23 protein-coding genes are annotated in these 20304 nt (G+C 60.6%); 14 read left to right on the forward strand and 9 right to left on the reverse strand.

What is annotated here, in order from left to right:
• Positions 1 to 58: 58 nt before the first annotated feature.
• Entirely contained in the window at positions 59 to 952 is an 894-nt protein-coding gene (locus tag AB5Y53_RS15085) for a DNA replication terminus site-binding protein (protein WP_039040220.1), read from the reverse strand.
• 529 nt (positions 953 to 1481) lie between these two features.
• On the opposite strand from AB5Y53_RS15085, the gene AB5Y53_RS15090 reads away from it, so the two are divergent.
• From AB5Y53_RS15090 to AB5Y53_RS15120, 7 genes are all read left to right on the forward strand, one after another.
• On the forward strand, positions 1482 to 1691 hold the full coding sequence (locus AB5Y53_RS15090; protein WP_010675316.1) for a DUF1127 domain-containing protein: 210 nt from the start codon (positions 1482 to 1484) through the stop codon (positions 1689 to 1691).
• Between the two features lie 269 nt (positions 1692 to 1960).
• Positions 1961 to 2980: a succinylglutamate desuccinylase gene (gene astE / locus AB5Y53_RS15095; RefSeq protein WP_010675315.1), complete on the forward strand. Its 1020-nt coding sequence runs from the start codon at positions 1961 to 1963 to the stop codon at positions 2978 to 2980.
• Between the two features lie 271 nt (positions 2981 to 3251).
• Positions 3252 to 4340 (forward strand): pyruvate dehydrogenase (acetyl-transferring) E1 component subunit alpha, encoded by a 1089-nt coding sequence (gene pdhA / locus AB5Y53_RS15100; RefSeq protein WP_368182440.1) that lies wholly within the window; start codon positions 3252 to 3254, stop codon positions 4338 to 4340.
• A complete protein-coding gene (locus tag AB5Y53_RS15105; protein ID WP_139736365.1) occupies positions 4337 to 5323 on the forward strand; it encodes an alpha-ketoacid dehydrogenase subunit beta in 987 nt (328 codons plus the stop codon). The genes pdhA and AB5Y53_RS15105 overlap by 4 nt, the downstream gene beginning before the upstream one ends.
• A 94-nt stretch (positions 5324 to 5417) precedes the next feature.
• Positions 5418 to 6518: a dihydrolipoamide acetyltransferase family protein gene (locus tag AB5Y53_RS15110; protein WP_010675312.1), complete on the forward strand. Its 1101-nt coding sequence runs from the start codon at positions 5418 to 5420 to the stop codon at positions 6516 to 6518.
• A 206-nt stretch (positions 6519 to 6724) separates the two neighbouring features.
• Positions 6725 to 6934 carry a cold-shock protein gene (locus tag AB5Y53_RS15115; RefSeq protein WP_005302803.1) on the forward strand — a complete coding sequence of 70 codons (210 nt, stop codon included), beginning with the start codon at positions 6725 to 6727 and terminating at the stop codon, positions 6932 to 6934.
• Positions 6935 to 7011: 77 nt separating this feature from the next.
• A complete protein-coding gene (locus tag AB5Y53_RS15120) occupies positions 7012 to 7323 on the forward strand; it encodes a hypothetical protein (RefSeq protein WP_103254967.1) in 312 nt (103 codons plus the stop codon).
• Here AB5Y53_RS15120 and AB5Y53_RS15125 read toward each other — a convergent pair.
• Positions 7310 to 7558, reverse strand: coding sequence for a TIGR02647 family protein (locus AB5Y53_RS15125; RefSeq protein ID WP_010675310.1), 249 nt, complete (start codon positions 7556 to 7558; stop codon positions 7310 to 7312). The two genes, AB5Y53_RS15120 and AB5Y53_RS15125, sit on opposite strands and share 14 nt — an antisense overlap.
• Positions 7559 to 7804: 246 nt before the next feature.
• On the opposite strand from AB5Y53_RS15125, the gene AB5Y53_RS15130 reads away from it, so the two are divergent.
• Together AB5Y53_RS15130 and AB5Y53_RS15135 are read left to right on the forward strand one after the other, a co-directional pair.
• Positions 7805 to 8353: a hypothetical protein gene (locus AB5Y53_RS15130; RefSeq protein WP_368182442.1), complete on the forward strand. Its 549-nt coding sequence runs from the start codon at positions 7805 to 7807 to the stop codon at positions 8351 to 8353.
• 94 nt (positions 8354 to 8447) lie between these two features.
• Positions 8448 to 8840: a DUF2750 domain-containing protein gene (locus AB5Y53_RS15135; RefSeq protein ID WP_010675308.1), complete on the forward strand. Its 393-nt coding sequence runs from the start codon at positions 8448 to 8450 to the stop codon at positions 8838 to 8840.
• Positions 8841 to 8929: 89 nt separating this feature from the next.
• On the opposite strand, the gene AB5Y53_RS15140 is transcribed toward AB5Y53_RS15135, so the two are convergent.
• Positions 8930 to 10780 (reverse strand): extracellular solute-binding protein, encoded by a 1851-nt coding sequence (locus AB5Y53_RS15140; RefSeq protein ID WP_368182444.1) that lies wholly within the window; start codon positions 10778 to 10780, stop codon positions 8930 to 8932.
• A gap of 90 nt (positions 10781 to 10870) precedes the next feature.
• A complete protein-coding gene (locus tag AB5Y53_RS15145; protein WP_010675306.1) occupies positions 10871 to 11764 on the reverse strand; it encodes an EamA family transporter in 894 nt (297 codons plus the stop codon).
• Positions 11765 to 11942: 178 nt separating this feature from the next.
• On the opposite strand from AB5Y53_RS15145, the gene AB5Y53_RS15150 reads away from it, so the two are divergent.
• Positions 11943 to 12131 (forward strand): hypothetical protein, encoded by a 189-nt coding sequence (locus AB5Y53_RS15150; protein ID WP_010675305.1) that lies wholly within the window; start codon positions 11943 to 11945, stop codon positions 12129 to 12131.
• Here the strand turns inward: AB5Y53_RS15150 and AB5Y53_RS15155 are convergent.
• Positions 12128 to 13318, reverse strand: a complete 1191-nt coding sequence (locus tag AB5Y53_RS15155) for an HD-GYP domain-containing protein (RefSeq protein WP_041213169.1) — start codon at positions 13316 to 13318, stop codon at positions 12128 to 12130. The two genes, AB5Y53_RS15150 and AB5Y53_RS15155, sit on opposite strands and share 4 nt — an antisense overlap.
• Before the next feature lie 172 nt (positions 13319 to 13490).
• On the opposite strand from AB5Y53_RS15155, the gene rsuA reads away from it, so the two are divergent.
• Complete coding sequence (gene rsuA, locus AB5Y53_RS15160; protein ID WP_039040228.1) at positions 13491 to 14183, forward strand: 16S rRNA pseudouridine(516) synthase RsuA; 693 nt, start codon at positions 13491 to 13493, stop codon at positions 14181 to 14183.
• A 101-nt stretch (positions 14184 to 14284) separates the two neighbouring features.
• Here the strand turns inward: rsuA and AB5Y53_RS15165 are convergent, their stop codons facing one another.
• Complete coding sequence (locus AB5Y53_RS15165) at positions 14285 to 15187, reverse strand: DMT family transporter (protein WP_010675302.1); 903 nt, start codon at positions 15185 to 15187, stop codon at positions 14285 to 14287.
• Positions 15188 to 15476: 289 nt separating this feature from the next.
• On the opposite strand from AB5Y53_RS15165, the gene AB5Y53_RS15170 reads away from it, so the two are divergent.
• Together AB5Y53_RS15170 and yfcE are read left to right on the forward strand one after the other, a co-directional pair.
• Positions 15477 to 17114: a peptide ABC transporter substrate-binding protein gene (locus tag AB5Y53_RS15170; RefSeq protein WP_039040230.1), complete on the forward strand. Its 1638-nt coding sequence runs from the start codon at positions 15477 to 15479 to the stop codon at positions 17112 to 17114.
• A gap of 10 nt (positions 17115 to 17124) precedes the next feature.
• On the forward strand, positions 17125 to 17667 hold the full coding sequence (gene yfcE, locus AB5Y53_RS15175; RefSeq protein ID WP_128318221.1) for a phosphodiesterase: 543 nt from the start codon (positions 17125 to 17127) through the stop codon (positions 17665 to 17667).
• A gap of 43 nt (positions 17668 to 17710) precedes the next feature.
• On the opposite strand, the gene AB5Y53_RS15180 is transcribed toward yfcE, so the two are convergent.
• The 3 genes from AB5Y53_RS15180 to flgA form a co-directional block, all read right to left on the reverse strand.
• On the reverse strand, positions 17711 to 18127 hold the full coding sequence (locus AB5Y53_RS15180; RefSeq protein WP_039040232.1) for a flagella synthesis protein FlgN: 417 nt from the start codon (positions 18125 to 18127) through the stop codon (positions 17711 to 17713).
• Positions 18124 to 18444 (reverse strand): flagellar biosynthesis anti-sigma factor FlgM, encoded by a 321-nt coding sequence (flgM, locus tag AB5Y53_RS15185; RefSeq protein ID WP_010675298.1) that lies wholly within the window; start codon positions 18442 to 18444, stop codon positions 18124 to 18126. Before flgM ends, AB5Y53_RS15180 begins: the two co-directional genes overlap by 4 nt.
• Before the next feature lie 94 nt (positions 18445 to 18538).
• Entirely contained in the window at positions 18539 to 19144 is a 606-nt protein-coding gene (flgA, locus tag AB5Y53_RS15190; protein ID WP_039040281.1) for a flagellar basal body P-ring formation chaperone FlgA, read from the reverse strand.
• A 237-nt stretch (positions 19145 to 19381) separates the two neighbouring features.
• On the opposite strand from flgA, the gene AB5Y53_RS15195 reads away from it, so the two are divergent.
• Entirely contained in the window at positions 19382 to 20293 is a 912-nt protein-coding gene (locus AB5Y53_RS15195) for a chemotaxis protein CheV (RefSeq protein ID WP_010675296.1), read from the forward strand.
• Positions 20294 to 20304 lie beyond the last annotated feature (11 nt).

Raw genomic sequence — 20304 nt, forward strand, 5'->3', positions numbered from 1 at the left:
TGACAAGGGGAGCATCCGTGATGCTCCCCTTGTCGTTTGTGGCGGTGCCGAGCCTGCGCTACCCCTGATAGAGGTAGAGGTGCAGCCGCTCTATGATGGGGTCACCGCCAATCTTGCGATCCCGGCGTGCCTGGCGCAGCTTGGGCGGGTAGTGGCCCAGATGGGTGACGGCCGGCTGGGTATCGGAGCAGAGCAGCAGGGGAAGGCTCGCCTTGATCTGCTGCTTGCGGGGCTCCCGGTCCTGCCAGAGCAGGTTGATCATGGGGTGGGTCTTGACCGGCCTGCGGATCCGCAGGGCGGCATCCGCCGGCAGGCGGCGAATGTCGTATACCTCCTGATCCACCATCTTGCTCCACTCTTCGTTGTCAAAGAGCGCCGGTACATACCGGCGGCTGCGCTCCAGCATCTCCAGTACCTGCTCCCGGCTGAGGCGGCTGATGCTCTGCTTGTCGGCCCAGGTGAAGCCCAGCGAATGCAGATCCCCCTGAAGCCAGGTCAGCTTGCGATAGACCTGCAGGGTGATGACACCGGGCAGGGCGCCGTGCACCAGCTCGAACTTCTCGTCCCGCCCGCCCGCCGCCTGCACCATGGCCTTGAAGGCGAGCTTGTGCGCGTTGATCTCCTCGATGACGGGGGCCAGCTCCCTGGCGCAGGCGGCAGGAAAGCGCAGCCAGCCGGGCAGACGGTGGGTCGCCTTGGTGGAGCAGCCGGGGCGGGCGCTGTGGTCCTGAAAGGCGGCGAGGGTGGCGGCCAGGGCCGCCTCGCCCGAGAGATAGCCCACCTCGATGGCCTCGATGGGCTCATGCTCTTCCCCCTGGGCCACGGCCGGGAGAGGATAGACATGAGCCTCCAGCAGGTCGAGCTGGCCCAGTTGCCGGGCAAGGCGTGCCAGCGACGCCTCCAGCAGGGCCATCTGTTGACGCAGGGCGGCGGTGGGGGTAAAGGTGTCCATCGGCAGATCCTGTGTGTGCCCCTCCCCTGTTCAGCATGATATTGGGGCAGTGTGGGGAGGCAGCATGATAAACCACTGTATAAATAACCATACCAGTATGATGGCAGGGTGCCAAGTGTCCGGTGCCACCCTGACAATGGGGGTGACATGGGAGGCATCCGGTTCAGGTTGCCTGTTCGTATCTTTTTGTTAAATAACGATCTTGTCGCGATCTATTTGTTAACAAACCCTGGTGACCGAGAGTTTGCACCCTGCTGACTCGTCGTCGTGCCGTGCATAGCTAGCGTGGGAAAGTGCATAGTTAGAAGTGGGTAGCGCAGGAGAAAATGCTGCCAGGCTGCCAGGAGGAAAGTTTCAGTATTATTTCATTTTAAAATCATATGGTTATGGTTATTGCCCTGGCGATATCAACCATTACTTTTACTAATGTCATGTATCAAAATTCGTCAATTGAGGCACCTCCCCGCCCTGACTAAGCTTTGCGCATCAAATCCGAGCCTTGCGCAGAACGAGAGAGAGGAGCCATATCATGGCCAACATGACTTATACCGAAGCCGGTTACCAGCATTCCAGCGAATCGAATCTGGTTGCTCGCGTCAAGATGACCGTCCTGACCTGGCTGGAACGCAGCCGCAGCCGCCGCCAGCTCTCCGAGCTGCCCGCCTACCTGCTCAAGGACATCGGTCTGAACGAAGCCGACCGCTATCAAGAGACCACCAAGCCGTTCTGGCGTGGTTGATCAGCCGGGCATGGATGCCTTGTTTTTCTGCTGATCCCAGGGGCATGCTGCCCGCCTGTCTGCCGAAGACATGCTGTCTTCACCTGCCGATACCCGTTCACCGCTTTCCCTCTCCCGTGTTTCCCCCCGCTTGATCCTGTTGCTTGAGTTGTCACTCATTTTCACCATTTTTGTATCCTTACTGTTTGAATTTGTTTAAAAACTGATTTTAAGCCCGGTTGCCTTGCGTATAATCCGGCCATGGCATTCCAGACTAAAGGGTGAGACGGATGATTCCCCAGCATGACTTTTTGGCCCTGACGCGCCGCCATGAGTGGCAGCTCGAGCCTTTCGCCTTCAATCTGACCGACGGTACCCGGGTGAGCGTGTGGGATACCGGCGTGATCTGCCTGGAACCCGCTTCCGAGGCGGGGCAACCCGGGCACAAGGACATCGTCCTCTCCTGCGGCATCCACGGCAACGAGACAGCCCCCATCGAGATCTGCAACCAGTTGCTGACCCGGTTGCTCGCAGAGGAGCTCAAGGTTCGTCACCGGGTGCTCTTCCTCTTTGGCAACCCCGCCGCCATGAACCAGGGGGTGAGGGAGGTGGAAGAGAACATGAACCGCCTCTTCTCGGGCGCCCACAGCAAGGGGGAGGGGCTGTGCAACCGGGAGCGCATCCGCGCCATGCGTCTGGAGCAGTATGTGAGCCGCTTCTTTGCCGACTCGGCCAGGCCCCGTTACCACTACGATCTCCATACCGCCATTCGCGGCTCGCGCCACGAGAAGTTTGCCGTCTATCCCTTCCCCCACGAACGCCCTCACTGCAAGGAGCAGGTACGTTTCCTCGGTGCCTGCGGCGTGCGCACCATACTGCTCTCGAGCGGCCCGACCACCACCTTCAGCTATTACAGCTCGCACCAGCACGGCGCCCATGCCTTTACGGTGGAGCTGGGCAAGGTGCGGCCCTTCGGTGAAAACGACATGACTCGCTTCATCGAGGTGCGCCAGACATTGCAGGAGCTGGTGACCCGGGATGAGGTGGCCCTCGAGCCCTGGCGAGCCGATGACTTCACCCTTTTTGCCATAGATCGGGTGATCAACAAGCAGTCGGAGCAGTTCCGCTTCCTGTTTGCCAGCGATGTGGACAACTTCACCGAATTTCCCCAGGGTTTTGTGCTGGCAGAAGATGGGGATCGGCAATACAGGGTAGAGAAACCGCGGGAAGCGGTGGTCTTCCCCAACGCCAACGTGGCCATCGGACAGCGCACCATGCTGCTGGTGGTACCCACCCGTTTGTGGGAGTGAATTGATGCCTTTTTGTCATGCTGATCCTGCGCCACGGGCGGTGGCAAGCAGCATGGCGGTGATGGGCGTGATCCCGAACTCGATATGACAGGGAGCCTGAACAGGCTCCCTTCTTTGTTTCTGCTCGACGAAAATTCCAATTACCTTCGAGAATAAAAGAAGTTTCTACTGGTCTTACCTGGATGAATCTCGTTGCCCTTTGATTAACATGTTGTTTACATTTTAAATGTCACCTCATGGTGGTGACGCTGACAACGGCAAGGAGCCAGTTATGACCCATGTCGACATCCCCTTCCTTCGTTACCTCGATGAGGAGGGGCGCCCGGTCGCGACACTGCCGACCTGGCTGGACAAGGCGATGCTGCACACCTTCTACCGCAACATGGTGATGGTGCGCAGTTACGACAAGAAAGCGATAGCACTGCAGCGAACCGGCAAACTCGGCACTTTTCCCTCTCATCTCGGGGCGGAAGCGGTGGGGATCGGGGTCGGGCTCGCCATGCAGCCAGAGGATGTCTATGTGCCCTACTACCGGGACATGCCCACTCTCTACGTGAGGGGCGTGCCCATGGAGCAGAACCTGCAGTATTGGGGCGGCGATGAACGGGGCAGTGTCTTCTACAAGGCCGATGGCGAGTTGTCGGAAGACTTGCCCATCTGCGTTCCCATCGCCACCCAGATCACCCATGCTGCCGGCATCGCGGCCGCCTTCAAGCTGCGCAACCAGCCCAGGGTCGCCGTGGTGACCATCGGCGATGGCGGCACCTCCAAGGGAGACTTCCTCGAGGGGCTCAACTGTGCCGGTGTCTGGCATCTCCCCATGGTGATGATCATCAACAACAACCAGTGGGCCATCTCGGTGCCGCGCAAGTTGCAGTCGAGCGCGCCCACTCTGGCCCAGAAGGGCATAGGAGCCGGGGTGCGCAGCCTTCAGGTGGACGGCAATGACGTGGTGGCGGTCTATGAGGCGACCCGCGCCGCCGTCGAGCGGGCTCGCAGCGGCAAGGGGCCGACGCTCATCGAAGCCGTCAGCTACCGGCTCGGGGATCACACCACCGCCGATGATGCGACTCGCTATCGTGACGGCGCCGAGGTGGAAGCGGCCTGGGCCAGGGAACCGGTCAAGCGGCTGCGCCAGTTCATGTTTGAACGGGGCTGGTGGGACGAGCATAAGGAACAGGCGCTGCTGGCAGAGGCGGGCCGGGAAGTGGAACGCGCCGTTGCCGCCTATGAGGCCATCACGCCCCAGGCGCCGGAGACCCTGCTCGATTACCAGTTTGCCGAGCTGCCGAAGGCCTATCTTGCCCAGCGCCAGCGCATCATCGCCAAGGGCATGCAGCAGAGCGGGGAGGGACTATGAGCGATATCACGCTGCTCGAAGCGATCAATCTGGCGTTGCACCACGAGATGGCACGCGATCCTGATGTGGTGGTACTGGGGGAGGATGTGGGGGTCAACGGCGGTGTGTTTCGCGCCACTGTGGGGCTTCGCGATAAATTCGGGTTCAAGCGGGTCATCGATACGCCGCTGGCCGAAGGACTCATCGCCGGGGTGGCGGTGGGCATGGCGACCCAGGGGCTCAAACCCGTGGCCGAATTCCAGTTCCAGGGCTTCATCTTCCCGGGCATGGAGCAGATCATCTGCCAGGCGGCACGGATGCGAAACCGGACCCGTGGCCGCATCACCTGTCCCATCGTTTACCGCTCCCCCTACGGCGCCGGCATCCATTCACCCGAGCACCACAGCGAGAGCGTCGAGGCCCTGTTTGCCCATATCCCCGGGCTGCGGGTCGTGATCCCTTCGAGCCCGAAGCGGGCTTACGGCCTGCTGCTGTCGGCCATTCGGGATCCGGATCCCGTGATGTTCTTCGAGCCGGATCGCATCTATCGCTCCATGAAGTCGGATGTGGTGGATGACGGCATCGGTCTGCCGCTGGATGTCTGCTTCACCCTGCGTCCCGGCCGGGACATCACTGTGGTGGCCTGGGGTGCCTGCATCCAGGAAGTCATGCGTGCGGCGCACCTGCTGGCGGAGCAGGACATCCAGTGCGAGGTGCTGGATCTTGCCACCATCAAACCCCTGGACATGGAGAGCATCCTGACCTCGGTACGCAAGACTGGGAGGCTGCTGGTGGTACACGAAGCCTGTGGCAGTTTCGGGGTGGGTGCCGAAATCGTGTCCCAGGTGACCGAAGAGGCGATGACTGCCCTCAAGGCGCCGCCAAGACGCCTCACCGGCGTGGATGCCGCCGTCCCCTACTATCGCAACGAGGAGTATTACCTCATCACCGAGCAGGAGATCGCGCAGGCGGCTCGGCAACTGATGGAGAACCAGTGGCTATGACGCACGACAGGTACGGATGCGCAAGTGCCAGGGCCACAGGGCTCTATGGTGTCTGTCAATGTTTGGTGATGTCCCAGCAGAGGGAGAGCAGGTCATGAAATTTTTCAAATTGCCGGATCTGGGCGAAGGACTGGCCGAGGCCGAGATCGTCGAGTGGAAGGTGAGCGCCGGTGATACGGTGCAGGTAGATCAGGTACTGCTGTCGGTGGAGACAGCCAAGGCGCTGGTGGATGTGCCCTCGCCGGTGGCCGGGGTCATCGCCAGATTGTGCGGGCAGGAGGGGGACATCCTCCACATCGGGGCACCGCTGGTGGAGTTTGAAGGGGGCGAGGATGACGGCACCGTCGTTGGCAAGGTCAGCGCCCATCAGCAGCATATCGAGGATCATTTCGTGGTGGGGGCCATGGCGCCCGGCGGCACGCTGGTGCAAGCCATGCCAGCGGTACGTCTGCTGGCGCAAAAACTGGGGCTGGACATCGACAAGGTCAAGGGAACCGGCAGCGCTGGCATGGTGACCGAGCAGGATGTGCAACAGGCGTTCGAGGCCCAGCAGGAGAGTGGCAACGAATTCCTGAAAGGCTCGCGCCGGGCCATGGCCAAGGCGATGGAGCTCTCGCACCGGACTGTGGTGCCGGTGAGCATCACCGACGAAGTGGACTTGCGCCACTGGCGCCCGGATGAAGATGTGACGGTGCGCCTCATCAAGGCGATCGGCGTGGCGTGTCGGGCCGAACCCTCCATGAATGCGTGGTTTGACGGAGAGACCCTGTCGCGGCGTCTGTTCAGGGAGGTCAATGTGGCCATCGCGGTCGACTCCAAGCATGGGCTCTATGTGCCCGTGATGGAGAACGTGGCAGAGCGGGACCCGGCTGACATACGGCAGGGGCTGGATCGGATGATCGCCGATGTGAAGGCCCGTGCCGTGCCGCGGGAAATGCTGCAGGGGGCAACCATCACCCTCACCAACTTTGGCGCCATCGCTGGCCGTTACGCCAGCCCCATCGTCACACCACCCCAGGTGGCCATCATAGGAGCGGGCAAGTTGTTCGAGAAGGTGGTGTTCATCCACGGCGAGGCGCGCCCGGTGCGTGCACTTCCCCTGTCGATGACGTTTGACCACAGAGCCTGCACCGGTGGAGAGGCGGCTCGCTTCCTCAAAGCCCTGGTTCAGGCACTGGAGTCGGCACAGGTCTAAACCGCCGTACCCCGCTGCTGGCGGGGTACAAATTTGTTTGCGTAATCGACAAAGGCACGTATAATCTCAACCAGCTTGAAAGGGCGATAGTTATGTCAATGAATATGATGTTTTACATCTTTTCCTGTTGTTCATAAGTAATCCCGTTTTTTGAGCTTTACCCGCTGAAAAGCATAAGTAATTATTTTGAATACAGGTTTAAAGATATGTCTAACATGATCACCGGTACCGTTAAGTTTTTCAACGAAACCAAAGGTTTTGGCTTCATCCAGCAAGAAAACGGCCCGGACGTTTTCGTTCACTTCAGCGCCATCCAAGGTAACGGCTTCCGTACCCTGGCTGAAGGTCAGCGCGTACAGTTCTCTGTGACCCAAGGTCAAAAAGGCCCGCAGGCTGAGAACGTAACTGCTCTGTAATTCTTGCAGAATTTAAGAAAGCCGTGGTACCTCTGGTGCCACGGCTTTTTGTTTTCATGGCTTCATCAATACGCGTCATGACCCTGATCTCCTCCCTCTTGCTGACCGTGGCGTTGACCGGTCAGGCCAGCACGCCAACGCCGGATCCTGCGGTGAATGATGCCGTGTCCGTGTGTCAACAGTTTGTACATGTTCGTCTGGGAAACGCGGTGAAACCCGATGAGATCAGGGTACAGCCGGTGCCAAAACGGGCGGGAGAGTGGCTGGTCGATGGCAAGATAAAAGGACCCGAAGGTCCTTTGCTGTTTGCTTGTCTGCTGCGACAAGGAGAGCGCTGGGAGTTGCTCAACTTCTCGCTCTGGGCACCACAACCGCTCAATTCGGCTTGAGTGCGACCAGCAGGTGTTGGAGATGCTCCAGCATGGTCATGCCGAAAGGGGTCAGATAGCCGCCATCTGCTGCGGTGATCAGGCCCTGGCTGTGCAGGCGCGCTGCCGCCTGGCAAAGCGCTTCCGACATGTCGCTGCGCAGCTTGATCCCCAGGCTCATGTTGGCCGGATCAAAACACGCCAGTATTTTCAGCTCATTCACAAAATCGTCAGAAACCTGGTTGATCCCACTCATGGATGCACTCCTTACGCTAAAGATGTATGCAACCTAGCATCCCCGGTGCCTCTTTAGTGGGCGCTGGCTCAAACAATTGGCCTTTATCGGGGCCGCTCTGGTTCAAACGCTGCTTTTTTGGGCGCTATCTATCACCGGCCCGGCTGGACGCAAACGCCCCCAGCAAGGCAAACATGCTAGAATGGCACCCTCGTTCACCCTCATGACCAGGCGTGATGCCAGGTCATCTTGTTCAAGGCGCGTCTCATGATCACTGTTACTCTGGTCTCTCTGCTGCACTCTCTGGGTCCCCGTTTTCCTGTTTATGCTCCCTCCTTGCTGCTCCCTCTCCTGGCGCAACATCAAGGAGATCTCTGGCTGCCGACCATTCGTGGGGAAGACGTGACAACCCTGCGTCAGCATGGCAAGGATGCCCAGAGTCTGGCTACCTTGTCGGCAGGCTGGTGCGAGTTCGCGGCCCAGAGCAAAGAGACGCCGGAGCTCGATGCGCTGGCAAGCTACGATGAGGAGATGCTGGACAACCTGCAGATGTACTGGCGCCACCCGAGCAAGATAAACAGCCCGATCACCGATAACCTGTTCGAGTTGCGCCGTGAGGTGGTGGACGAGGCCCATGGCGGCACGCTGGTTGCTGCCTGGAGTGCCGCCCAGCAAGCACGGCTTGAGCAGATCATGGTGGGGGTCGCTGCGGGGCGGGATCAGCTCTGCTTTGTGGAAGTGGAGTCCGCCTATTGGCTGAGGGAGCGACTGGGTGAGACCGCGGGACTCCGGCTGTTGACCCCCGAGCTGGGGTGAGGCGATGGAAAGACGGATGACCCATTACTCCTGCTGGACAAGGGGTCGGCAAGATGTGAACATGTCGCCCTTTATTGAACGAGAGACTTGACCGATGAGCTATGAACTTAGCGACACCGAGCGCAATGCCGCGCTGCAACTGAACGCCGATTACCGCTTTGATCACTTCATCAGCAAGTTGGTCGAGCACGAAGAGCTGTTTGTCCTGACCGACGAACACGGCGTCATGATGCTGACGACCGAAGAGGAAGACTGTATCCCGGTATGGCCGCATCCCGACTACGCCAAGGCCTGGGCCGAAGGGGAGTGGGCCGAGTGCAAGCCGCAGTCCATCACCCTCAAGGTGTGGCTGGATCGCTGGGTGGACGGCATGGAGCAGGATGATCTCTGCGTGGCCGTGTTCCCGACGCCGGATCAGGAAGGCATTGTGCTGGACCCGGCCGACGTCGCCGACGCCATTGCGCAAAAGCAGGCCAAACGCGGCTGAGCGCCCTCCGCCTGGTGCCATCCTGGTTGTAACAAAGACCCCGCCAATGTGCGGGGTCTTTTGTTTTGGGGCTGACGGTGCCAGCTGCCCTATTTTTGCTGGTAGGTGGTATCCGTGATGGTCACTGGCAGGAAGGTCTGGCCCCCTTTGATGGCGGCCCGGGTCTGCGCCTTTGCCGCTTCGTCAATCCAGAGCAGGCCGCCGAAGCTGTAACCCGAGTTGGAGCCGTCAAGGGGCCAGTAGAGCAAGTCGCTCTGGGGGGTTGCCGGCACCTTGGGCAGGCGTACCCAGCGCCAGGCGCCGGCCCGGGTATAGGGCACCTGATAGGCGGGGACGAAGCTGGCGAGCTCATAGAGTCGCTGCTGGATCTGGCGGGAGAGGTCGGCCTTCTTGCCGAAATCGAACGCCTTGTCGTATTGCTCCACCAGGGCAGAGATCCTGTCGTCATCGATGTTCATGATGTTGTTGGTCTGGGGCTTGTTGGCATTGACCCTGTGGAAGTGTTCCCAATAGGCGGGATAGCGACCACCGCTCCAGGCCATCCAGGCACTCTGGTGTTTTTTCTCCAGCATGGATTTGAAGCCGGAAGACGCATCCATCAGATTGAGCTCGAGGTTGAGCCCCGCCTTTTTCGCCTCTTCCCGCAGCAGGGTGAGGCGTTGTGCATGTTCCGCCGTGGTGTAGGTGATGCTGAGGGAGAGGGGCTGGCCCTTATCGTTTCGCAAGATGCCATCCGGCCCGGTCTTGGTAAAGCCCGCCTTGGCAAAGAATTCGCGAGCAAGGGCGGGATCGAAGGGGCGCGCCTTGAGGTCGGTATTGGTGAAATCTCCCTGGCCCGAGCCATAGGTGTTGAGACGCTGGTAGTCCCCCCGCAGCAGGGTTGCGATCATCTTGTCCAGGGCGAGGGCGTGCTGGATGCCGAGTCTGACGTCGAGATTGCTCAGCAAGGGATCGGCGGTGTTGAGATAGAGCCCCATGGGGGGCTGAGGCGTCTGGTTGTAGAACCAGAGCCGCTCGATATAGCCCTTCTCGAATTCGGCGGTTTTGCTCTTGTCATGCCACCAGTTGGGCATCACGAGGGGGAAGGTGTCGAGCTCACCGCGCAGGAAGTGCTGCCAGGCGATGTTCTGATCCCTGAGCACCTTGATCTCGATGCGATCCGGATTGAAGCGGTGCTGGAAGTAGCGCTCGTCGTTCCCCCACCAATCCTTGACCCGGTCGAAGGTAACCGACTTGCCCTTCTTGAGCTCGCCAATCTGGTAGGGGCCGGTGACCGGCAGCACCTTCCAGTTGTACTCCTTGACCCAGTTGGCGGTCAGCTTGATGGCGTGGCTGGGCTCCGGGGTGAAGGGGAGAGCTTCGAGCAGATCTTCCCGGCTCTTCTCGGTGCCGCTGGTGATGGCGAGGGTGTGATCGTCAAACTTGGTCACTTCGCTTATCTGGGTGCTGTAGTAGTTGTTGTACCAGGGGTCGTTGATCTCCTTGCTGCGCATCATCTTGAGGGTGAAGACCCAGTCGTCCGCAGTGACGGGCTGGCCGTCCGACCAGCGGGCCTTGGGGTTGATACGAAAATAGAGCGTCTTGTTATCCGCGCCGAAAGCCCACTGGTTGGCCAGCATGGGGATGGGATTGCGCGTCACGGGATGGGTGCTCAGGAGCGGCAGGTTGGTCTCGCGCACGTAGGCCGCAAAACCGCCGTTGGAATCCGGCCCGTATTTGCGCAAGGTGAGCGGAAAGCTCGACATGAAATCCCGGAAGGTGCCGCCTCGCTTGGCCTCTGGGTCTGCATAGACGGGGTCGGTGTCGTTGCTCTCCCATTTGAGATCTGCCGGCAGGGTGGCACTCCAGCCGAACGGGCTCCAGCAGAAGGGGAGCAGCATGGCCGTGACCCGCATGATGCCTGGTAAAGAGGGGATGATCGAAAATGACGGATGACGCATGTCCTTGCTCTCCTGATGATGGCGTCCTGCCGAAATAACGGGGTGGGCCCAAGAGGGCCTGACCCATGATGGGAAGTTTCCCGGGCGAGGTCAATCCTCGGTTTGGGTCTTCAAGAAGCGCATCTTGCCCCCCAGCAGATGCACCACGAAGCCGAGCAGCACCAGACCCGAGCCCAGCCATTGCAGGGGAGTGGGGTGTTCATCGAGCAGCAGGGCTGCGGCCACCATGCCGACACAGGGCACCAGCAGTGAGAGGGGGGCAACCTGGGCCACCGGATAGCGCATCAGCAGCCTCCCCCACAGGCCATAACCGAGCCAGGTGGCGATAAACGAGAGATAGAGCACGCACAAGACGCCCTGCCAACGGATGTTGAGCAGGCTGCTTGCGATGAGTTCGGGCCCCTCGAACAGCCAGGAGAGCGCGAAGAAGGGCAGGATGGGCACCAGCCCGCCCCAGGCGACCAGGCTCGGCAGAGAGGTGCGATAGCGCAGACCTATCTGGCGATTGATGACGTTGCCAAGGCCCCAGCAGGCGGCTGCGCACAGTGTCAGCACAAACCCGATGAGGGTGAGGTTGCCCTCGCCATGGGTGGCAATGAGATAAAGACCTGCTCCCGCCAGCGGCAGTGCCACCCAGTGGTGGGGCTGCCAGCGCTCTCCCAGCCAGATCATGGCGAACAGCAGGGTGAAGACCACCTGGGATTGCAGCACCAGGGAGGCCATGCCGGCGGGCATGCCGAATTTCATGGCGCAGAACAGGAAGGCAAACTGGCCCAGGCTGATGGCACCGCCATAGGCCAGCAGCCAGCGCCAGGGCATGGCAGGCCTGGGGACCAGCAGAATGGCGGGGAAGACGACTCCGACGAAACGCAGTGCTCCCAGCAGCAGTGGGGGGATGCCTTCCAGCCCCCACTTGATGGCAACGAAGTTGAGTCCCCAGCAGAGAATGACCAGGGCGGCCAGACACTTGTCCTTGGTTTGCATGCAGCATCCTTGTTTGAGCGGCGCCGGCACGGCAGGGCGCCGAAGGGGTCGAGCATACCTGCTACAGGGTGGGCACCGTCAAGGGCGCAGGTGTCTGCCGGGCGAGTGCGGGCGGGCTAAGCTAAAAGTGAGAGCCCGGATTGACGGGCTGGCGTCGATGGCTGACCGGAGGTATTCCATGAGCGACCATACCCTGCTGCCCCATGGTGAAGACTTGCGCCGCGCGGTGCGCTGGCTCAGCGAACACCATCAACACGACATCCGGGCCATCGAAGAGGCCTGCCTGCGCTTCGATCTCTCCCCGCTGGATGAGGAGTTCCTGATTCGCCATTGCCGCGAGCAGCCGCCAACAAGCCGGACAGGTTAGACGAAGTTGGCCAGGTTGATGCCAAACTCCTTGGGGTCCACCGTGCTCTCTATGGTCTCCTGAACCCCGTTTTTGGCGAGATCCAGCCACTGCACCTCAAGATAATGGCGATGGCCTGCGTGATAGATCACCTTGACTACGGGCTTGAGCGGTTGCTGTTCGTTGCGCTGCATCACGATGGCCAGGCGCTGGTTGGAGAGCTGTACCAGGGTGCCCACCGGATAGACTCCCATGCACTTGATGAACCTGGTTACCAGGTCGGCATCAAAATGCAGGTCAACCCCCTTGAGCAGAATGCGAAACGCCTGGGTTGGCTGCATGCCCTGTTTGTAGACCCTGTCTGCCGTCACCGCATCGTAGACATCGACGATGCCGCTCATGCGGGTGTAGAGGGAGAGCTGATCCCCCTTGAGGCGCCGCGGGTAGCCGGTGCCATCGATCCGCTCGTGATGGTTGGCGGCCACCTCCAGCATGATGGGGGTGATGCCAGCGGTGGCGGCCAGGATGTCGTGGCTGTGGACCACGTGCTCGCGCATCACCTCCAGCTCCTCATCGGTGAGCTTGCCCGGTTTGTTGAGCACCTCGTCCGGGGTCATGATCTTGCCCACGTCGTGGAGCAGGCCACCGAGGGTCAGCTCCTTGAGCACGCTGCGATCCAGCCCCAGGTAGCGGCCGAAGTTCGCCAGGAGGATGGCGACATTCATGGAGTGCTCCATCAGGTAGGCATCCTTGGCACGGATCCGCGCCAGACAGAGCATGGCATCGCCGTGGGTGAACATGGTATCGACCATCTCTTCGGCCACGGCGGCAAGGGGCGTGATGTCGATGGGCTCTCCGGCCTTGAGATGGCGAATGAACTTGCCCTGGAGTTCGCGCGCTTCCTGATAGAGCCGACGGATCTTGAGCTCGCGCCCTTCACCACTGCCGATCTGACGAGAGGAGCCCGCCCCGTTTGTCACCACATCCGCCGGGCTTGCCGTGCCCCCTCCCGGCAGCTTGCTGCGGGCAAGATCCACCCGCACCGTCAGCACACCGCGCCGGATCAGCGCCTCCACCTGTTGGGGGTTGGTCACCATGCCGGTCTGGGCAATCTCCATGGCGCCGGTCTGGCTGGCAATGGCAATGACGTACATGCCAGGTTTTAGCTGGCTGACGGGGATGACGGGGTGAGACTTCGTCGGCTTCATGGGTACATCCTGGGCTTATTATTATGTGTGATGTCGGTCTGCTGACGGCAGTCTATCACTGGCACATCATGGCGTCAGGCGCCATCTTGAGTCCCTGTCGCTTAGTACTGGTGTTGTCGGGTCTGACCGATATAATGTCGCCCCCAATCATGATGGATTCCGAGGTTTTTGCATGCGGCTCGACAAATTTCTTTGCGATTGCTCCGATTTGACCCGTTCCCAGGCGGGCAAGCTGATCCGTCAGGGGGAAGTGCTGGTAGACGGCGTGCTGGTCAAGCAGCCCGCCTTTCACATCAATGAGCAACACCAGATCGAGTTTGACGGTGTGACCTTGACCCTGAACCTGCAGAATCGCTACTTCATGCTGCACAAGCCGGAAGGATATGTCTGCTCCAACGAGGATCCGGATCACGCCACCGTGTTCCACCTGCTCGACGAGCCGGCCATGGGCAAATTGCACGTGGTGGGGCGCCTCGACCTCGATACCACCGGGCTGGTGCTGATCACCGACGACGGCCAGTGGTCCCATCGCATCACGTCGCCCCGGCACGAGTGTGCGAAGACCTACCACGTCTGGCTGGCTGATCCCGTGAGTGAAGAGGCCATCTCGCTCTTTGCCGACGGTATCTACCTGCGCAACGAGAACGACAAGACCCGCCCTGCGGAGCTGGAGATCCTGGACGAGCGGGAAGCACGCCTGACCATCCACGAGGGCAAGTATCACCAGGTGAAGCGGATGTTCGCCGCCATCGGCAACAAGGTGGTCGGGCTGCATCGGGAACGCATCGGCGATCTGGCTCTGGACGATGAGCTGGCTCCGGGGGAATACCGGGAGTTGACCGAAGAGGAAGTCGCTCTGTTCTAGGGGCGCGATCGCCTCTCTCCCTGTCCGGCACGGGGGAGCATCGGCGGCTCAGTGCCGCCGATGGGCGTGTTGGTCCTTCCTTCTTGCAGGAGAGACGTGGCTCAGTTCCCCATTCCCAGCACCAGGGCCGTGCCCAGGGTGGCCAGCAGGGCTCCGGCCCAGGCGGGGAGCGAGGGACGCATCCCCGAGTGCCACCACAGCAAGGGCAGCAGAATGACCGGTGTGGTGGAAGACAAGATGGCCACCATGCCCACATCTCCCTGACGCAGGGCCACCAGGATCAGGGTCATTCCCAGCGTCATCGCCAGAAATCCGTTGATGCCTATCATGCCGAGCACCTGCCGGTTGATGGGGTTGTGCGGCATGGCGAGCGGCAGGCGCAGTGCCCGCAAGACGCAGTGTGCCAAGAGGGCGCTGCCCATGCGCACGCCGGAAGCGCTCACCGCGTCCACGGTGCCGCTCATCATCACCGGCTTGGCGATGATGGCTCCGAGGCTCTGGCACAGGGCTGCGGTGAGGCCAAGGGCTATGCCGACCACGAGGCGGCCGCGCACCTGCTCCCATTCGTTCTGCTGGTTGTCGCCACGACGACCAAACAGGATGGCGAGCATGACCCCGGCCAGGACCAGCAAGGCGCCTGGCAGGCGCCAACCATCGAGCCGCTCGCCAAAGAGCCAGAGCCCAAGCAGGGCGGAGAAGAGGGCGTGGCAGGAGAAGAGCAGACCGCTGCGCCTGGGGCCGAGCCGGTTCATGCAGGCAAAGAGGGCGGTGTCGCCGACGAAGATGCCGATGAGGCCGGAGAGGGCCAGCAGGGGAAGGGCGCTCTCGGTGAGGGTCTGCCAGCCTCCCGTCACCAGACTTGCGCTGGCCAGCATCAGGCTGACCAGGAACATCCGCCAGCGGCTGTAGGCAAAGGCCCCCAGATGGCGAGCCGGTTTGACGGAGATGAGGGCGGCGATCGCCCATAAACTGGCGGCAGCCAGCGCCAGCCATTCGTAACCCATAAAGACCCCTGAAACGGTAGACGACAACCGGACTTGCAGGCGACACATCGCCCCGGGGCGATTGCCAAGGGGGCAGGGGAGTGCGCCTTCTGGCGATTGCGCCCACCCGTGGCGGCCGTGTCGTCATAAACCTTGAAAAAAATAGCCCGAAAGACTCCCTCTATCGGGCAGGCCCGATACAATACGGGTCGTCTTCGGGGATAACAAGCGCGGCATGATGCATTCGGTTCCAGGCGCGCCGCCGGCCTTCCCCCCATTGCAGTCAAAAGAATTGAACGAGGTTGATGTCATGTTTTACCGTTTCGCCGCCAGGCCAGCCCGCCGCTGGCTCTCTCCCTTGCTGTTCGGGTTGATGGCGGTGCCGCCGCTTCAGGCCACTACCGTGGTGCAGCAGCCCGTGCTGTCGGACAGGCAGACCCTGGTCAAGGGCAATGGCGCCGAACCCGAGTCCCTCGATCCGGCCCTGATCCGCTCCGGTTTCCCGGGGGAGGTGGTGCTGGTGGACCTGTTCGAGGGGCTGGTGAGCGAGGATGGTCAGGGCAAGATAGTGCCCGCCCAGGCCCAGCGCTGGGAGACCAGCGAGGATGGGCTGGTGTGGCGCTTCTTCCTGCGTCCCCAGCTCAAATGGTCCAACGGCGAGCCCCTCACCGCCAGGGATTTCGTCTACGCCTGGCGGCGGCTGCTGAACCCGGCGCAGGCTTCCCCCTCCGCCGGTCTGCTGCTGGCGACCGGCATCAACAATGCCCAGTCCATCTATGCCGGGGCGCTCGACCTCGATGCCCTGGGGGTGGAGGCAGAAAGCGACCAGATCCTGAAAGTGACCCTGGAGCGCCCCGTTCCCTATTTCCTGCAACTGGTCAGCCAGCGCCCCTTCGTGCCGGTCAACGAGCGGGTCATCGCCCAGTTTGGCAAGCAGTGGACCCAGCCAGGCAAGATGGTGAGCAATGGCCCCTACAAGCTGGCGAGCTGGGTGGTGAACGAGCGCATCGAAGCCGAACGCAACCCCCAGTACTGGGATGACGCCCATACCCGGATCCAGCGGGTGACCTACCTGCCGCTCGCTTCCCAGCATGGGGAGCGCCTGCGTTACGAAGCGGGGGAGATCCAGCTCACCAACAAGGTGGCGCTGGAGTACTACCAGAAGACCATGCAGGAGGCACCGGAGCGGATCTGGGGTCTGCCGCTGCTTGGCACCTATCTTTACACCTTCAATCTCAATCGCCCCGAGTTGCAGGATGTGCGGGTGCGCCAGGCGCTCTCCATGGCCATCGATCGCCACCTGCTGACCGAGAAGGTGAGCGGCCAGGGGGAGCGCTCTGCCTGGTCACTGCTGCCCGCCATGCCGGGTTATGACGAGCTGGATATCCCCCTCTCCCGGGAAGACCAGCCGACCCGGTTGGCCCGGGCCGCCGCACTGTTGGCCCAGGCGGGCTACAACAGCGCCCATCCCCTCAGGCTGACGCTGACCTACAACACGTCGGAGAACCACAAGAAGCTGGCCCTGGCGGTGGCGGCCATGTGGAAACCGCTGGGGGTCGAGGTCTCCCTCAACAACATGGAGTGGAATGCCTATCAGGTGGCCAAGGACAGTGGTGATTTCATGCTGGCTCGTTCATTTTTGTTTGGTGATTATGTCGAGCCGTCGTCCATGCTTGGCAGTTTCCGCTGCCAGGATCCCCAGAACGAGAGCGGCTACTGCAACCCCGCCTTCGATGGTCTGCTGCAGCAGGCCTCCGAGACCCTGGATGCCAACGCCCGGTCCGGGATCTATCATCAGGCCGAGCAACTGCTGATGGAGGAGGTGCCCGTCATCCCCGTCTATCACTACAACCAGATGCGACTGGTGGACCCGGCACTGCGCGGCTTGCCGAGCCGCAACCTCAAAGGCGCCATCGCCACCAAGGATCTCTATTTCAGCCAGCCATGAGGAGTGTGGAATGAAGATTGCCATTATCTCGGATCTGCACGGCAGTCTGACTGCCCTCGAGCAGGTGCTGGCGCAACTCGCTCCCTGGCAGCCTGATCACTATTTGCTGCTCGGGGATCTGCTCAATCACGGGCCGCGCAATCCGGTGCCCGAGGGGTATGATCCTGCAGCTGTGGCGGCAAGGCTCAACGAGCTGGCCCCCCGCATCATGGCGGTGCGTGGCAATTGCGATTCGGAGGTGGACCAGATGCTGCTCCATTTCCCCATCACGGCGCCCTACAACCAACTGCTGGTGGATGGGCGGCGCTGGTTTGTCAGCCACGGTCATCTCTATGAGCCCGGCAACGTGCCCCTGCCAGCAGGGAGCCTGTTCATCAGCGGTCATACCCATGTGCCTGTGCTGCGCCAGGAGGGAGAGATTTTCCTGATGAACCCGGGGTCTATCTGTTTTCCAAGGGGCGAGTGGGTGGCCAGTTATGGGCGCTATGACGAGGGCTGCATGAGCATCCATGCCTGCAAGGATGGAGAAACCCTGATGCAGCTGGTGCTCTGACTAGGGGCTGACAAGGAGAGGAAACCAGAAGGGAGAGAGGAGATCAGGCCTTGATCCCGAAAGAGCGGGTGCCCGAGCGGGTATTGCCTTTGGCGTCATAGGTCAGGGAGCTGCTGTCTCTGAGCTTGCTGAGGAAGCTGGCGAGACGGCGATTGGAGACAATGCTGAGTTCGAGCAGACGTCCATTGAGGTTGTTCTGCTCCTGACAGGCTTCCAGTTTGGCTTGAAGGGCCTGCAATTGGGTCGGGAAGGCGCCCAGCTGTTGCTGCAGGTCGGGTAGCTCTGCCAGAGTCTTGTCCAGCGTCTCGATGGCCACCAACAGTTGCTGCTTGCGATCGGCGAGTGCCGGCAAGGCAAGGGCCCGGTGAGCCTTGAGCAGGTCGAACTCCTCTGCCAGCAAGCCTTGCATCTGGGAGAGGTTGTCGTCCTGAGCGCGCAGCAGCGAAGGGAGGTCCATCATCCCAACCGTTTATCCAGATCGGCTTCGAAGCTGAACATCTTTCTGGCCACGGCTTCGCTGTTGACCTTGTACTCCCCACTGGCCACGGCCTTCTTCAGGCTCTCGACGCGGCTCTCGTTACCGGTGGAGGCGGTGTTGAGGGTCTTCTGCATCTGTTGCAATTGCTGCGCCTCACTGGTCAAGGAGACAGAGTCGCTCTTGACGGTCGTCGCACGGCTGCTCTCGCTGGAGGTCGCCGACTTGGTGGCTACACCTTGACTGCTGCCGCTGTTTTGCAGGCGGTTGTTAGCCAAGTTGTTGATATTGTTGATAGCCATAAGGTTTACCTTCGTCTGCTTTGCTGTTCGCTTACCTGTATATCGGTGACGGCGGTCAGAACTTTAGAAAAAAATTGCGCAGTGCATTCATGTGTCAGAATGTCACGACCACGGAGCCCACTGCACTGACCTGGCCTTGCACCGTTCTGCCCGAGCGCGTGTTGACAAGCCGGATCATGTCTCCGAAGCTGCCATCTTGCAAGGCGCGGGCCATGGTTTTGATCTGCATGCTGCTGTTTTCGGCGCTCAGGGTGACCTGGTCCCCCTTGCAGACCACGCATACCTGGGTGAGCCTGATTGGCTGACCCGGTTTGAGCTCACGCTTGCTGCGTACCCCGATGAGGGCGGTCGGGTCGGTAAGGTAGTCGCCACGGATCAGGGTCTGGTCCTGGTATGCCAGGGTCAGCATGGGTTCACTCAGAATGTCTCCCTTGGCAACCGGGACGGCGACGGTGACATAGGGTTTCTGGATGCTGACCCGGACCGGTAGATAGAGATCCCAGGATTTCTCTCCCTCGCACTTGAGGTAGACGGTGGTGTTGCGACGGATCTCCATCCTGGCGGGGAGGGAAATAGTGAGGGCATCTTCGCAGCGCGTGAGGGGGAGGCGCTCGTCAATGGTACCGGCCTTGACGTCGGCCTGTGCATCGAGGGGAATATCGAGCTGGTCGAGCACGAACGCCTGTGCCTGTTCTTGCAGATAGTCGGTGACCTCGGACGCCATGGCGTGAGACAGACTGCAAAACGGCAGTAAGATAAGGAAAAGTCTACTAATCATTTTTGCTTACCGGTCGATAAGTTATTCACGTATACCACCGTAGTTAACTATGCTTGCTCCAGAATTATTCGATTGTTGAAACAACGATGATCTGATGCAAGCCAATGTGCATGCATAATGACATGCACGATCAGTGCCAAGCATTTTTAGGGAGTGTTTATGGCGAGTATTCTGGACTCGGTCAACCAGCGAACCCAGCTAGTGGGACAAAACAGGCTGGAGCTGCTGTTGTTTCGTCTCAATGGACGTCAAAGATTTGGCATCAACGTATTCAAGGTACGCGAGGTGCTGCAGTGTCCCCCTCTGACCGTCATGCCCAAGCTCAACTCCTGCATTCGCGGCGTGGCACATATCCGTGGCCAGACCATCTCGGTGATCGATCTCAGCATGGCGATGGGCAAGCGCCCCATCCAGGATCTCTCCAAGTGCTTCATCATCATCTCCGAGTACAACCGTTCCATTCAGGGGTTCCTGGTCCACTCGGTCGAGCGCATCATCAACATGAACTGGGAGTCCATCCTGCCGCCACCCAAAGGGGCAGGTCGCATCAACTACATGACGGCGGTGACCGAGGTAGATGGTGAGCTGGTGGAGATCCTGGACGTGGAGCGCATTCTCAACGAGATCTCACCGGTCTCCACCGAGGTGTCCACCGAACTGGTGGAAGCAAGCGTGGAGCGCAATCCTCACGGGCGTCCCGTGCTGGTTGCAGACGACTCTTCGGTGGCGCGCAAGCAGGTTCAACGGGCACTGGAGGCAATCGGGGTGCAGTGCGTGCTGGCCAAGGATGGACGGGAAGCGCTCAACATGTTGCTGGAGATGTCCAAGAACGGTCCCATCAAGGATCAGATAGCCCTGGTCATTTCGGACATCGAGATGCCGGAGATGGACGGTTATACCTTCACCGCCGAGATCCGCAACAATCCCAACCTCAAGGATTTGCATGTTATCCTGCACACTTCCCTCAGTGGGGTGTTCAATCAGGCCATGGTGCAGAAAGTCGGAGCGAACAATTTCATTGCCAAATTCCAGCCGGATGAATTGGCCAAGGCCGTACAAGGCGCTCTCTAATCAAGAAGAAC

This window comes from Aeromonas sp. R7-5, from assembly GCF_040908015.1.
Classification (GTDB): domain Bacteria; phylum Pseudomonadota; class Gammaproteobacteria; order Enterobacterales; family Aeromonadaceae; genus Aeromonas; species Aeromonas caviae.

Coding starts and splice junctions, on each gene's coding strand:
- AB5Y53_RS15085 (WP_039040220.1), bottom strand. CDS start 952: ATGGACACCTTTACCCCCACCGCCGCCCTGCGTCAACAGATGGCCCTG.
- AB5Y53_RS15090 (WP_010675316.1), top strand. CDS start 1,482: ATGGCCAACATGACTTATACCGAAGCCGGTTACCAGCATTCCAGCGAA.
- astE (WP_010675315.1), top strand. CDS start 1,961: ATGATTCCCCAGCATGACTTTTTGGCCCTGACGCGCCGCCATGAGTGG.
- pdhA (WP_368182440.1), top strand. CDS start 3,252: ATGACCCATGTCGACATCCCCTTCCTTCGTTACCTCGATGAGGAGGGG.
- AB5Y53_RS15105 (WP_139736365.1), top strand. CDS start 4,337: ATGAGCGATATCACGCTGCTCGAAGCGATCAATCTGGCGTTGCACCAC.
- AB5Y53_RS15110 (WP_010675312.1), top strand. CDS start 5,418: ATGAAATTTTTCAAATTGCCGGATCTGGGCGAAGGACTGGCCGAGGCC.
- AB5Y53_RS15115 (WP_005302803.1), top strand. CDS start 6,725: ATGTCTAACATGATCACCGGTACCGTTAAGTTTTTCAACGAAACCAAA.
- AB5Y53_RS15120 (WP_103254967.1), top strand. CDS start 7,012: ATGACCCTGATCTCCTCCCTCTTGCTGACCGTGGCGTTGACCGGTCAG.
- AB5Y53_RS15125 (WP_010675310.1), bottom strand. CDS start 7,558: ATGAGTGGGATCAACCAGGTTTCTGACGATTTTGTGAATGAGCTGAAA.
- AB5Y53_RS15130 (WP_368182442.1), top strand. CDS start 7,805: ATGATCACTGTTACTCTGGTCTCTCTGCTGCACTCTCTGGGTCCCCGT.
- AB5Y53_RS15135 (WP_010675308.1), top strand. CDS start 8,448: ATGAGCTATGAACTTAGCGACACCGAGCGCAATGCCGCGCTGCAACTG.
- AB5Y53_RS15140 (WP_368182444.1), bottom strand. CDS start 10,780: ATGCGTCATCCGTCATTTTCGATCATCCCCTCTTTACCAGGCATCATG.
- AB5Y53_RS15145 (WP_010675306.1), bottom strand. CDS start 11,764: ATGCAAACCAAGGACAAGTGTCTGGCCGCCCTGGTCATTCTCTGCTGG.
- AB5Y53_RS15150 (WP_010675305.1), top strand. CDS start 11,943: ATGAGCGACCATACCCTGCTGCCCCATGGTGAAGACTTGCGCCGCGCG.
- AB5Y53_RS15155 (WP_041213169.1), bottom strand. CDS start 13,318: ATGAAGCCGACGAAGTCTCACCCCGTCATCCCCGTCAGCCAGCTAAAA.
- rsuA (WP_039040228.1), top strand. CDS start 13,491: ATGCGGCTCGACAAATTTCTTTGCGATTGCTCCGATTTGACCCGTTCC.
- AB5Y53_RS15165 (WP_010675302.1), bottom strand. CDS start 15,187: ATGGGTTACGAATGGCTGGCGCTGGCTGCCGCCAGTTTATGGGCGATC.
- AB5Y53_RS15170 (WP_039040230.1), top strand. CDS start 15,477: ATGTTTTACCGTTTCGCCGCCAGGCCAGCCCGCCGCTGGCTCTCTCCC.
- yfcE (WP_128318221.1), top strand. CDS start 17,125: ATGAAGATTGCCATTATCTCGGATCTGCACGGCAGTCTGACTGCCCTC.
- AB5Y53_RS15180 (WP_039040232.1), bottom strand. CDS start 18,127: ATGATGGACCTCCCTTCGCTGCTGCGCGCTCAGGACGACAACCTCTCC.
- flgM (WP_010675298.1), bottom strand. CDS start 18,444: ATGGCTATCAACAATATCAACAACTTGGCTAACAACCGCCTGCAAAAC.
- AB5Y53_RS15195 (WP_010675296.1), top strand. CDS start 19,382: ATGGCGAGTATTCTGGACTCGGTCAACCAGCGAACCCAGCTAGTGGGA.